Origin of the sequence: Citrobacter sp. Cu233, assembly GCF_030332225.1 — a bacterium.
In the GTDB taxonomy this organism is placed as follows: domain Bacteria; phylum Pseudomonadota; class Gammaproteobacteria; order Enterobacterales; family Enterobacteriaceae; genus Citrobacter.
This window is the reverse complement of sequence record NZ_JAOWIF010000033.1, coordinates 469,755-483,006: the sequence shown is the minus strand read 5'-3', so window position 1 is coordinate 483,006 and position 13,252 is coordinate 469,755. Positions and strand designations below refer to the sequence as shown.

Here is a 13,252-nt window from a genome sequence, read left to right as displayed (position 1 = left end):
TAAACTTTTGTCTTACTGCATAACCTGGTTAAGCGCCTGCTGTTGATCCCACATCATCAGATATGCCTGGTATTTACGGTCATAGAAGTCCTGTCGTGCCGGATTAGCTTTAATCACCCCGCCTGGGCGAACCATCGCCCGGCAGGCGGAGGGAACATTTGCCCACACCCCGCAGGCTACCGCACCAGTGATAGCCGCACCTAACGTCACAGCATCTTCTTCCTGCAAAAGATGGATATCGCATCCGGTGGCGTCTGCATACTCTCGCAACCACAGTGGATTATGTGTTGCGCCGCCACACAGTGTCAGTCGAGAAATGGTATGACCGTTTTCGCGCATCACTTCCATAATGTGTCGGGTGCCGCAGGCAATCGCCTGTAATGTCGCCAGATACAGACGAGCAACCTGCATCTCACCTCGTTCAAGAGTCAAACCGCACACGCTGCCCCGGGCATCGGGTCGCGCACGCGGGGAACGGTTACCATGATGATCGGCCAGTACATGCAGATAACGACCAGGCTCTGGCTCCTGCTCTTCCAGTGCAGCCACCCATTCATTAACTAACACTATCGGATGACAACCCCGTGCCTCAGCCTTGTGATACAACTCAGCGCTGGCACCTGACTCCTGAAGCGTCCAGTCAACCAGCGCCCCAGCAGCGCTTTGTCCCCCTTCCGTCAGCCAGTAACCAGGCAGCATGGCGGACCAGTACGGCCCCCATACACCCGGTGTATGAATTTCCTGCTCGCTGCACAACATATGGCAGTTTGATGTTCCGCAGATCAACGCCAATGTTCCCGCAGGCTCAACACCGGCAAGCGCCACACCACCCGCATGCGCATCAATCATACCACTGGCGACTAACACCGCTGTCGTCAGTCCCAGCGCCTGTGCCGCATCGGGGCTGAGCGTCCCAACCGCCGCGCCAGGGGGCAGGATCCGCGACGGAATTTTGTTCAGTAAATCCGTTAATTCAACCGCATCCAGCAGGGAGTGGCTAAAGCGTTGTTCATGTGCCAGATAGTTCCATTTACAGGTTAAAGTACACAGACCTGCAACATCACAAGCGGTGGCTTTCCAGACCAAAAAATCCGCCAGATCGTAGAAGCGGTGTGCACTCTGCCAGGTCGCAGGGAAATGGTTTTTTAGCCACAACACTTTGGGTAGTTCCATTTCGACACTGACTTCACCACCGACATAGCACAACGCTGGGTCCTGTGTAGCGTTGATACGCTGTGTCTCCTGCACAGCACGATGATCCATCCACATGATGATGTTGTGGTCTGACGGTTCACCAGGTGAAACCGCCAGACCCTGCCCCTGTTCATCCAGAGCCACTAACGAACAGGTGGCATCAAACCCCAACGAGCGGATCTCCTCAACACAAACCCCGGCTGACGACACAGCCTCTTTCACGGCATGGCAAACCTGCTGCCAGATTTCGGCAGATGACTGCTCTACCCGCTCAGGACCAGGTCGAAACTGCGAGATAGGGAATGTCGCAAAAGCCAGCCGTTTGCCACTGGCATCAAAAACACCAGCCCTGACACTGGCAGAACCGACATCCACTCCGAGGAAATATCCACTGCTCATAGTAGCTCCCTGATGCTGGCTAATAATGGGGCGAGCGATGTCGCCCCCACGGTCTTATTTTTTACCGAATGGATGTAATAACTTGTCGATTTCCGGCGTATCAATATTCTGCGCATTAACAAATTTCACCGGAATATCAATTTCTTTCGGTACTGACTGACCTGACACGGCCGCATTCAGCGTCTTAATACCCTGATAGCCAATCTGGTACGCGTCCTGTACAACAAAGCCCTGGATCACGCCTGATTTCAGGAAGGCAATGATTGCTTCGGTGCTATCAAAACCAATCACCTTCACTTTACCTTTCAGGTTTTGGCTATCAATGGCATTCGCCACGCCCAGCGTTGAGCCTTCATTGGTGCCGTAGATCCCGGCAATATCGGGGTTTGCCTGGATCATATCGATGGTTTTATCCATCGCTTTTTGCGGATCGCCATCGCTGTACTGAACCGGCAGTACTTTGATATCCGGATATTTTTCCTTCATTCTGGCCACAAAACCTTCCGAACGTTCAATTGCGGAAGAGGTTCCGGCCACGTGCGCAATAATGCCTACTTTCCCTTTGCTACCCACTTGTGCAGCGAGAGCATCTGCCGCTTCAGCCCCTGCTTTACGGTTATTCGTTGCCACAAAGCTGACAGGAATGTCAGAATTTACGCCTGAGTCAAACGTCACAACCTTTATGCCGCGCGAATTCGCTGTTTCCACTAGTGGTGCAAGCGCATTGGCGTCTAATGCCGCCAGCAGCAACCCATTAGGTTTTTGCGCCATTGCGTTTTCAACCAACTGAATCTGCTCAGCAATCTGAGTTTCATCGGCAGGCCCAACATAGCTGGTCTTATCGCCCAACTCTTTCGCTGCCGCTTCGGTACCCATTTTTACGGTCTGCCAGAATTCATGCTGGAAACCTTTACTGACCACAGGAAGGTTCATATCTTTAGCCAGTGCGCTGGATGTCATGCAGGCCAGCAGGGATAACGCATAGACAAAATTCCTGGTTCTCATTGTTTTACTCCGTTCTGAGTGAGTCACCCTAAACGTCAGGGTTATGTTGTCCCGTGACTTCCGGGTGCGTAAATCAACGAATTTTTTTGCGTAAAGTGTCGAGATAAACCGCGGCGATAACGACGACGCCCATAGCCACCATTTGCCAGAACTGCGAGACGCCCATCAGGTTCAGACCATTTTTCAACACGCTCATAATGAATGCGCCGATAATGGTGCCGCCAATAGTACCAATCCCCCCCATCAGGCTCGTGCCGCCAATGACCACCGCAGCAATGGCTTCCAGTTCATAGCCCACACCAACGGTCGGCTGGCCCGAGTTAAGACGAGAAGCCAGAATGACCCCAGCAATCCCGGTCAGCAGACCACAAAATGCGTAGACGAAAATTTTCACGCGCTGGACTTTAATCCCGGAAAGATGCGCAGCAACCTCATTACTCCCCACGGCATAAACATAACGGCCAATCACCGTTTTCTTGAGAATATATGCGGCGATCAGTGCGACGACCACGAGGTAAAAAACGGGATAAGGCAGCACATCGAACAAGCGTCCCTGCGCCAGCATCTTGAAGGTGGGATAATCAGCAAAGTAAATCGCCCGGCCATCAGTCATCACCATATTGATCCCCCGGACGGACATCATCAGACCCAGGGTGGCAATAAAGGGCGGAATAGTCATTTTAGTGACCAGCAACCCATTGATATAGCCGCATAATCCACCAGCGAGTACGCCGGCCAGAATGCATACCGGCAAAGGCAAACCCAGGGTGGCGCAAATGCCTACCGCTACGCCAGAAAAGGCCACTACCGAACCGAGAGAGAGGTCAATTCCTGAGGTGATAATGACGAAAGTCACACCAATCGCCATGATGCCAATCACCGAGGTTTGCAGGGCAATGGTCATAATGTTTTCAGTGTTAAAGAAGAAAGGTGATCCAAAACTAAAAAATATCACCAGAATAATCAGACTCAAAAGCGGCGCCAGGCGCATTAAAAGCTCTTTGTTAATTTTTATTTTCTTATTATTGCTGTCTGAAGAGGTTACAGAGATAGTCATAAATTAGTCCTCTAACGTCGCATATTGCATGATTTTTTCTTGTGTGGCGTCATCAGAAGCTAACTCTCCGGTAATACGCCCATTACGCATAACTAAAATGCGATCGCACATACCCAGCACTTCCGGTAATTCAGAGGAAATCATGATAATTGATTTCCCTTTTGCCACCAGTCGATTCATTAATTCATAAATTTCAAGTTTGGCTCCCACATCAATACCGCGCGTGGGTTCATCAAAGATGAGAATGTCGGTGTCCTTGCATACCCATCTGGCAATAATAATTTTTTGCTGATTACCGCCACTTAAATTCAACGCAGCCTGTTCAAGATGTGGCGTCTTAATACGCAGTGCTTTCACCTGCTCTTCGCTGGTTTGCTGACAGCGTTTGCTATCCACGTTGCCATATCGGTTGGAATACTCGGGGTAATTTCCTAGCATAATATTGCGTTCAACAGACAATCCTAATGCCAGGCCCTCTTTTTTTCTGTCCTCGGTTAAGTAGCTAATACCCTGCTGGATGGCATCAGGAATATCCTTGATTACCGTCTCTTTACCGTTCAGCTTGATGGTTCCGCTGTCGATGGGATCGGCACCAAAGATCGCCCGTGCCAGCTCTGTACGCCCGGCCCCCATCAGTCCGGCAAAACCTAAGATTTCCCCCTGATGCAAGGTAAAATCGATATTGTTCAGTACGCCTTTGCGCGTCAGGCCACTGACTTCCAGCACAGGTTTACGCTGGGGTTGAGGCTCCCGGCGGGGATAGATATTGCCAAGGTCACGCCCAACCATCATGGCAATCAGGTCGCTGATTTTGACCGAGTCATAATCCACTGTGGCAATAAACTGTCCATCCCGCATGACGGTAGCGCGATCGGCGATCAGCGCCAACTCCTCCAGTCGGTGCGAGATATAAACGATGCCCGTTCCCTGTTCTTTAAGTAAACGTGTAACCCGGAATAAACTGTCAATTTCAGTTTCCGTCAACGCCGCCGTTGGTTCATCCATAATAAGAATCTTGGCATTCACCGATATCGCTTTCGCAATCTCAACCATTTGTTGCTGAGCAACAGTAAGATCGGCAACCAGCGTGTCTGGGGAGATATTCAGGTTTAATTTTTGCAAAATATCGATAGCAGCCTGTCGCTGTTGTTTCTCATCAAGACGCCAGCGATTATTTTTGCAAAACTCCCTGCCAATAAATATATTGTCTTCGACCGTCAGCTCAGGAAAAAGGTTAAACTCCTGATGAATAATGGTGATACCCAGGCTTTGTGCGCTCAATGGGTTTGCAAACGAAACGGGTTGGTCCTCAAAAATAATATCCCCTTCATCAGGTTGATATACACCGGATAAAATTTTCATCAGGGTAGACTTTCCCGCGCCATTCTCCCCCAACAGCGCATGAACCTCACCTTTGCGTAAAGTAAAATCCACATTACTCAACGCTAATACGCCGGGAAAGCGTTTCGTAATATGACTCATCTGTAAAAATGTTTCAGACATTGCTGCTTTCCTCAATATACAGAAACTGTAATCAGTGAATCAGGCGAAAAACAGCGTTGCCGGGAAGCCATCGTCACCGTTAATGCGAATGTGCCTACAAGATCATATGCGTTTTATCAACGATGCTAACTCGAGTTAGCGATTGCCTTTTAAAGCTATTTTAGCTGCCAAAAATAGCCAAATCATTTGGTTTAAAACTGTGACACTGAACAGACAATTTATTTTATCTTATTAATTTAAAAAGAATTTAATAAGAAAGTCTTTATTTGTTTATTTGACGCAGATCGAATTTTAACCACTTCTCGTGAGGTTTCTCACAGTTCCATAACAAAAAAGTTGTGCAAAAAACTCTCTGATACCTAAGCTAACTCGAGTTAGCAAAAATGGGTAATTCAGCCAACTGCGACAGTGGTGTCCGACATCCGCTTTTGCAGCACGGCATAAAGTGAGATGAGGAACCTCGAATGAAAAAAAATAGTTTACCGAAAATCGGTATCCGTCCGGTGATTGATGGGCGTCGTATGGGTGTACGCGAGTCGCTCGAAGAACAAACCATGAACATGGCAAAAGCCACTGCAGCACTGATTTCCGAGAAACTTCGTCATGCCTGCGGGGCACAGATCGAGTGCGTTATCGCAGACACCTGTATTGCCGGATTAGCTGAATCTGCCGCCTGTGAAGAAAAATTCAGTCGCCTGAACGTCGGCGTGACAATTACCGTCACGCCGTGTTGGTGCTACGGCAGCGAAACTATCGATATGGACCCCATGCGCCCGAAGGCCATCTGGGGTTTCAACGGGACGGAACGTCCAGGTGCCGTGTATCTGGCTGCAGCGCTGGCTGCACATAATCAAAAAGGGCTTCCCGCCTTCTCTATTTACGGTCATGACGTGCAGGATGCAGGTGATACCACTATCCCTGCCGATGTTGAAGAAAAACTGCTGCGTTTCACTCGGGCAGGTTTAGCCGTTGCCAGCATGAAAGGCAAAAGCTATCTGTCCGTCGGCGGCGTTTCAATGGGAATTGCAGGCTCTATTGTCGACCATAACTTCTTTGAATCCTGGCTGGGAATGAAGGTTCAACCTGTTGATATGACAGAATTGCGTCGTCGCATCGACCAGAAAATCTATGACGAAGCGGAGCTGGAAATTGCCCTGGCGTGGGCGGATAAACATTTCCGTTATGGTGAGGATCAGAACGCACAACAGTATAAGCGAAATGAAGAACAGAGCCGTGCAGTGCTGAAAGAGAGCCTGCTGATGGCAATGTGCATCCGCGACATGATGCAGGGTAACCAGAAACTGGCAGAGAAAGGCCGGGTTGAAGAGTCTATGGGGTACAACGCGATTGCCGCCGGTTTCCAGGGCCAGCGCCACTGGACGGATCAATATCCAAACGGCGACACCGCCGAAGCGTTGCTGAATAGCTCATTTGACTGGAATGGCGTGCGCGAACCGTATGTCGTTGCCACCGAGAACGACAGCCTGAACGGTGTCGCAATGTTGTTTGGCCACCAACTCACGGGCACGGCGCAGGTCTTTGCTGATGTACGGACCTACTGGTCACCGGAAGCAGTAGAACGCGTCACAGGTAAACCGCTAACCGGTCTTGCTGAGCACGGCATTATTCACCTGATTAACTCCGGCTCTGCGGCACTGGATGGTTCCTGCAAACAGCGTGACAGCGAAGGCCAGCCAACCATGAAACCACATTGGGAGATCTCACAGCAGGAAGCCGATGATTGCCTGGCGGCGACCGAATGGTGTCCGGCGATCCACGAATATTTCCGGGGCGGCGGCTACTCTTCCCGTTTTCTTACCGAAGGTGGCGTACCGTTCACCATGACCCGCATCAATATCATCAAAGGCCTGGGCCCAGTGCTACAAATTGCGGAAGGCTGGAGTGTGGAATTACCGAAGGAGGTGCATGCTCAGCTTGATGCTCGCACCAACTCTACCTGGCCAACAACCTGGTTTGCACCGCGCTTAACCGGCAAAGGTCCGTTCAACGATGTCTATTCCGTCATGGCTAACTGGGGTGCCAACCACGGTGTGCTGACGATTGGCCACGTTGGTGCGGACTTTATTACGCTCGCCGCCATGCTGCGTATCCCAGTGTGTATGCACAACGTGGAAGAAGAGAAGATCTATCGCCCTTCCGCATGGGCTGCCCACGGTATGGATAGCGAAGGCCAGGACTATCGCGCCTGCCAAAACTACGGCCCGCTGTATAAGCGTTAAGCATCTGCGATTGCCGGATGGCGACGCTAACGCGTCTTATCAGGCCTACGGGTGAGTAGCCTATCGGCCGGATAAGGCGTTTACGCCGCCATCCGGCAACATCTCGGGGGAGATTATGAATAATGACGTTATTTTGGTCCTCGACTGTGGTGCGACGAACGTGCGAGCCATTGCTGTTGACCGCCAGGGAAAAATTATCGCCCGCGCCTCAACCCCGAACGCCAGTGATACCGCCATAGAGAACGCTGGCTGGCATCAGTGGTCCCTCGACGCCATTGTGCAGCGCTTTGCCGATTGCTGCCAACAACTCACAACGGAACTGACCGCCTGTAATATTCGAGGGATAACGGTCACCACATTTGGCGTTGATGGCGCGCTGGTTGATGTGTATGGCAAACTGCTTTATCCGGTTATCAGTTGGAAATGTCCACGTACTGCCGCCATCATGGCCTCTATCCGCCAACGGATATCACCTCAGAAATTACAGGATATATCCGGCGTCGGCGCGTTCAGCTTCAACACGCTGTACAAGCTGGTATGGCTTAAAGAGAATCACCCGCAATTGCTGGAACAGGCACACGCCTGGCTATTTATTTCATCACTGCTCAACCATCGCCTCACCGGTGAGTTCACCACAGATATCACCATGGCCGGTACCAGTCAGATGCTGGATATTCATCAGCGAGATTTCAGTGTTGATATTTTGCAGGCTACCGGGATAGCACGCCGACTGTTTCCACGTTTAGTTGAAGCGGGAGAGCAGATCGGAACGTTGAAAAATGACGCGGCAAAGCAACTTGGGCTCACAGCGGGCATTCCGGTTATTTCTGCCGGCCACGACACGCAGTTTGCGCTCTTTGGCGCAGGCGCGCAGCCAGATGAACCCGTGCTCTCTTCCGGTACATGGGAAATACTGATGGTACGCAGCGCACAGGTGAATACTACCTTACTCAGCGACTATGTGGGTTCTACCTGTGAACTGGACAGCCGGCCGGGACTCTATAACCCCGGTATGCAGTGGCTGGCATCCGGCGTGCTTGAGTGGATACGTAAGTTGCTGTGGACACCCGACACCCCCTGGCAAACGCTCATTGATGAAGCGCAGGCCGTCCCGGCGGGCGCTGAAGGGATAACCATGCACTGCGATCTGCTTGCCAGTCCACGTGCAGGCTGGCAGGGAGTCACACTCAACAGTACCCGCGGACACTTCTACCGCGCTGCGCTGGAAGGATTGACGGCCCAGCTGCAGCACAATCTACACACACTAGAAACCATCGGTCATTTCAAAGCGACAGAGCTACTTCTGGTTGGTGGAGGAAGTCGTAATGCACTATGGAATCAAATAAAAGCAAACGTTCTGGGTATTCCCATCAAAGTGCTGGATGACGCCGAAACGACGGTTGCCGGTGCTGCAATGTTTGCCTGGTCCGGTATCGGCGAATTTGCCTCTCCGGAGCTGGCTCGTGCGCAGGTGGACTATCAATATCGTTACTTCTATCCACAAACAGAACCCGTATTCACAGGAGTCGAGTGACATGCTCAAAACGATTTCCCCCTTAATTTCCCCTGATCTGTTAAAGGTGCTGGCTGAAATGGGTCACGGTGATGAGATTATCTTTTCCGACGCCCACTTTCCGGCCCACAGTATGGGCCCGCAGGTTATCCGGGCCGATGGTCTGCAGGTCGGCGACCTGTTGCGGGCGATTATTCCGCTGTTTGAACTGGACTGTTACGCCCCACCACTGGTGATGATGGCCGCCGTCGAAGGAGACTCGCTCGACCCCGACGTAGAAGCGCGATATCGGCAGGCCCTGTCATTACAAACACCTTGCCCGGACATCACTCGCATTGACCGTTATGCATTTTATGAACGAGCACAAAAAGTATTCGCAATCGTTATTACAGGGGAGCGGGCAAAGTACGGAAATATCCTGTTAAAAAAAGGGGTAACGCCATAATCTCTTACCTGAATGCCCGGCAGGTACGGGCATTCACCGCATGATGGGGTGAGAAAACATGAAAGCAGCACGCCTGCAAGCGATCCTGGATCTGTTGAGCAACCATAAAAGTCTGACGACTGAAACCTTATCCTCACAGCTCAATGTCAGTAAAGAAACTATCCGTCGCGATCTTACGCAACTGCAGGCGCAGGGTAAGGTACTGCGTAATCACGGGCGAGCCAAAGTGATACATCGGGTAAACCAGGACTGCGGCGAGCCGTTTCATATCAGACTGAAAAGCCATTATTCCCACAAAGCCGATATCGCCAGAGACGCGTTAACGTGGATAGAGGAGGGCATGGTGATCGCTCTGGATGCCAGTTCTACTTGCTGGTACCTGGCTCGCCTGTTGCCAGACATTAACATTCACGTATTTACGAATAGCCAACCGATTTGCCTCGAATTGGGAAAACGTGAAAATATTCAGCTGATCAGTTCTGGTGGTCGACTTGAGCGTAAATACGGTTGCTACGTTAATCCATCGCTCATCTCACAGCTAAAGTCACTTGATATCGACCTGTTTATCTTTTCCTGCGAGGGGATCGACCGCGACGGTACACTCTGGGATTCAAATGCTACCAACGCCGATTTTAAATCCATCCTGCTTAAGCGTGCGGCGCAGTCATTATTATTGATTGATAAGAGTAAATTTAATCGCTCGGGTGAGACGCAGATTGGGCATCTGGAAAATGTGACGCATATTATTTCAGATACAGAAATGATTGAAACAATCCAGGCCGGATGAGGCGTTCACAGCGCCATCCGGCAAATAAGTATTATCGTTCGTCGCGGCGACCACCGACGGCAGCCCACAGACGGCGCACGTGCACGGTGACTTCTTCACGGTCGTGATAAAGCTGACGCGCCTGAATCTGCGCATTCACGCCATGCTCATCAAGCTGTGCCTGAATATAAGCCAGGTTTTGCGACACTTCCTCGTAGCGCTTTTTCATCGGCAGCTTAAGGTTAAAAATCGTCTCGCGGCACCAGCCGTTCACCAGCCATTGCGCCATCAGCGCAGCAACTTTGGCCGGTTTCTCCACCATATCGCAGACCATCCACGAAATGTTGTTACGATTCGGGCGATACTTAAATCCATCTTCCCGCAACCAGGTGACCTGCCCGGTATCCATCAGGCTTTGCGCCATCGGACCATTATCCACCGAGTATACCCACATATTGCGTTTAACCAGTTGATAGGTCCAACCGCCAGGACATGCTCCTAAATCAACGGCATACATTCCATTGGCCAGACGCTCATCCCACTCATCGGCAGGAATAAACACATGCAGCGCCTCTTCCAGCTTCAGCGTTGAACGGCTCGGCGCATCAGCCGGGAATTTCAGTCGCGGAATCCCCATATAGAACGGCGAGTTATTATCAGGCCAGGAGTAGCCAGTGTAGCAACAGCCAGGTGCAATAAAGAAGACGTGCACTACCGGACGTTTTGGCGTTTCATACTTTGCCAGCACACCCGCTTCACGCAGCGCGGCGCGAAGCGGTACGGTAAATTTACGGCAAAATTTAACCAGCTCTTTGCTTTCATTCGTGTCGGCAACTTCGACACGCAAATCGCCGCCTTTCTCCACCACGCCCTGCAGCATACCGACGATCGGTGTGATGCGGTCTTCCGGCGGCAAATATTGCAGTAGCTCGCCGACAACAAACATTTGGCGGGCAAAAATCAGTGAACTGAACGGCAACTCTTTAACCAGCTTTTCCGCATCTTCCTGCTGATAGCATTCGAAGATGACATAACCCGCATTTTCTTTGACGCGGGCGAAACCAAAGATTTCGCGACGCCCTGCTTTATCCGTAATTTCTGCGGCGCACTCTTTTTCAAAACCCGGGCGACACAACAATACAACCTTATTCATGGCTTACGCCCTTACGTTTCAATCGAATAGCGCCCACTAACATCAGTGCCCAGCCTACAAGGAAGCTAAAACCACCGACGGGGGTAACAAACGCCCACAGGCGTAAATGAGAAAGCGCGAGGCAATACAGACTGCCGCTAAACAGCACGGTCCCTAACGCCAGAAACACGCTACTCCAGTAAAACCAAATGCTAATACGTCGCTGCATGGCGACGGCCAGACCAAAAATAGCCAGCGTATGAAATGCCTGATACTCAAGGCCAGTCTGGATCCACCCCATTTCAACAACGCCGAGGGTTTTACTCAGAACATGTGCCCCAAAGGCTCCCAGAGCGACAAAGATAAAGCCACTGATGGCGGCAAAAATCAGCATAAAACGGCTGGTCATGTTAATACCCTACGTAAATTATTGTTCATAACGAAAGCGGAATTTTTCTTGTTCCGTGGCCGCTTTCGCCAGTATCCACTGACGGAAGGCGGCTATTTTACCCAGTTCTGCCTGACTGTCATGACAAACCAGATAAAATGCGTTTTTGCTGACCAGAACATCATTAAAAGGACAAACCAGACGTCCGGCTTCAATTTCGGACTGCGCCATAACGTTATTGGCCAACGCAACGCCCTGTCCATGGATAGCGGCCTGTAGCACCATGGCGCTATGGCTGAAGATAGGTCCCTGCTGTACGTTGATATGATTCAGCCCGAGCTGGCGCGTATAAGCTTGCCAGTCACGGCGTGACGCATCATGCAATAACGTATGTTTTGCCAGATCTTCAGGCGTCTTCAGCGGTTTATCGCCAGTCAGCAACAAAGGAGAGCAAACTGGTAGCAAGTATTCTGCGTACAATTTCTCTACGCGTAAGCCAGGCCAGTTGCCTCGTCCGTAGAAAATAGCCACATCGACGTCGTCGGCCAGTTTATCTTCCTGACGGTCCACGGCCTGGATCCTGACATCGATTCCCGGATAAGCTGAGTTAAAGCTAGAGAGTCTGGGCACCAGCCATTGAATCGCAAAACTGGGCAATAAACTGACGGTAAGCGCGCCTTTTGCACTGCGTGCCTGAAGTTTACGCGTCGCATCGGTTAATTGCGAAAAAATCTCTTTGATGTCGAGGAAATAGCTTTGCCCCTCTTCCGTCAACAACAGCGATCGATTGCGCCGACGAAACAGCTTCAGCCCCAAAAAATCCTCAAGTGACTTGATTTGGTGACTTACTGCGGCCTGCGTCACAAAAAGTTCTTCTGCTGCGCGCGTAAAGCTTAAATGGCGCGCGGCAGCATCAAAAACACGTAACGCATTTAAGGGTGGTAATCGTTTTGACATGACTTTTAGGCTTTGATGTTAAATGAATTTAACAATTACCTAACAGGCTGTAACCTATTAGTTTTTTTAATCTGAGCCATTATAAATTGTCCGTTGAGGTTCTACCAGCAAATACCTATAGTGGCGGCACTTCCTGAAGCCGGAACGAAAAGTTTTATCGGAATGCGTGTTCTGGTGGGCTTTTGGCTTACGGTTGTGATGTTGTGTTGTTGTGTTTGCAATTGGTCTGCGATTCAGACCATGGTAGCAAAGCTACCCTTTTTCACTTCCTGTACATTTACCCTGTCTGTCCATAGTGATTAATGTAGCACCGCCAAATTGCGGTGCTTTTTTTTGTCCGTGTGTCTGCCAATGACGACCGGCTATTTCTCCAGTTCTACCATCTCTTTCACATCGGTACGGTTAATCTGCTGTTTGTTGCCGTTAGCGTCTTTATACGAAATCATTCCTGTCTCATTATCGGTCTTTGGCTTACCGTCAGACACGATTGTCCGGCCATCGTTGGTGTGCATCACGTAATTCGGACCGGAACAGGCGCTCAGGGCAAAAGTCAGCATACAGGCAGAGATTATGGCAGTAGTCTTTTTCATATTCTTCTCCTCACAGCAATTTATGCCAGATAAAACAAATTCCATAACAGGCAAAATTATTCG

12 protein-coding genes are annotated in these 13,252 nt (G+C 50.6%); 4 read left to right on the top strand and 8 right to left on the bottom strand.

The annotated features are described in order from the left end of the window. Positions 1–12: 12 nt before the first annotated feature. The 4 genes from OGX95_RS12400 to OGX95_RS12385 all read right to left on the bottom strand — a co-directional run bounded on the left by OGX95_RS12400 (position 13) and on the right by OGX95_RS12385 (position 5,158). On the bottom strand, positions 13–1,593 hold the full coding sequence (locus tag OGX95_RS12400) for an FGGY-family carbohydrate kinase (RefSeq protein ID WP_286629616.1): 1,581 nt from the start codon (positions 1,591–1,593) through the stop codon (positions 13–15). A 54-nt stretch (positions 1,594–1,647) separates the two neighbouring features. Beyond that, on the bottom strand, positions 1,648–2,598 hold the full coding sequence (locus OGX95_RS12395; protein ID WP_061068495.1) for an ABC transporter substrate-binding protein: 951 nt from the start codon (positions 2,596–2,598) through the stop codon (positions 1,648–1,650). Between the two features lie 73 nt (positions 2,599–2,671). Continuing rightward, entirely contained in the window at positions 2,672–3,655 is a 984-nt protein-coding gene (locus OGX95_RS12390) for an ABC transporter permease (protein WP_087856949.1), read from the bottom strand. A 3-nt stretch (positions 3,656–3,658) separates the two neighbouring features. Further along, positions 3,659–5,158: a sugar ABC transporter ATP-binding protein gene (locus OGX95_RS12385; protein WP_286629615.1), complete on the bottom strand. Its 1,500-nt coding sequence runs from the start codon at positions 5,156–5,158 to the stop codon at positions 3,659–3,661. A 464-nt stretch (positions 5,159–5,622) separates the two neighbouring features. Between OGX95_RS12385 and fucI the strand changes: the two genes are divergently transcribed. From fucI to fucR, 4 genes are all read left to right on the top strand, one after another. Continuing rightward, positions 5,623–7,398, top strand: a complete 1,776-nt coding sequence (fucI, locus tag OGX95_RS12380; protein ID WP_286629614.1) for an L-fucose isomerase — start codon at positions 5,623–5,625, stop codon at positions 7,396–7,398. Between the two features lie 115 nt (positions 7,399–7,513). Further along, complete coding sequence (fucK, locus tag OGX95_RS12375; protein WP_286629613.1) at positions 7,514–8,932, top strand: L-fuculokinase; 1,419 nt, start codon at positions 7,514–7,516, stop codon at positions 8,930–8,932. A 1-nt stretch (position 8,933) separates the two neighbouring features. Beyond that, complete coding sequence (fucU, locus tag OGX95_RS12370) at positions 8,934–9,356, top strand: L-fucose mutarotase (protein ID WP_286629612.1); 423 nt, start codon at positions 8,934–8,936, stop codon at positions 9,354–9,356. A gap of 58 nt (positions 9,357–9,414) precedes the next feature. Further along, the gene (gene fucR / locus OGX95_RS12365) at positions 9,415–10,143 is read left to right on the top strand and encodes an L-fucose operon activator (RefSeq protein WP_286629611.1); all 729 of its coding nucleotides are present in this window, start codon (positions 9,415–9,417) and stop codon (positions 10,141–10,143) included. A 31-nt stretch (positions 10,144–10,174) separates the two neighbouring features. On the opposite strand, the gene rlmM is transcribed toward fucR, so the two are convergent. The 4 genes from rlmM to OGX95_RS12345 all read right to left on the bottom strand — a co-directional run bounded on the left by rlmM (position 10,175) and on the right by OGX95_RS12345 (position 13,189). After that, on the bottom strand, positions 10,175–11,275 hold the full coding sequence (rlmM, locus tag OGX95_RS12360) for a 23S rRNA (cytidine(2498)-2'-O)-methyltransferase RlmM (RefSeq protein ID WP_271441058.1): 1,101 nt from the start codon (positions 11,273–11,275) through the stop codon (positions 10,175–10,177). Further along, positions 11,268–11,663: a DUF423 domain-containing protein gene (locus OGX95_RS12355; protein ID WP_005130969.1), complete on the bottom strand. Its 396-nt coding sequence runs from the start codon at positions 11,661–11,663 to the stop codon at positions 11,268–11,270. Before OGX95_RS12355 ends, rlmM begins: the two co-directional genes overlap by 8 nt. 18 nt (positions 11,664–11,681) lie before the next feature. Then, entirely contained in the window at positions 11,682–12,599 is a 918-nt protein-coding gene (gene gcvA, locus OGX95_RS12350; RefSeq protein WP_005130970.1) for a glycine cleavage system transcriptional regulator GcvA, read from the bottom strand. 362 nt (positions 12,600–12,961) lie between these two features. After that, positions 12,962–13,189: a YgdI/YgdR family lipoprotein gene (locus tag OGX95_RS12345; RefSeq protein ID WP_048213094.1), complete on the bottom strand. Its 228-nt coding sequence runs from the start codon at positions 13,187–13,189 to the stop codon at positions 12,962–12,964. Positions 13,190–13,252 lie beyond the last annotated feature (63 nt).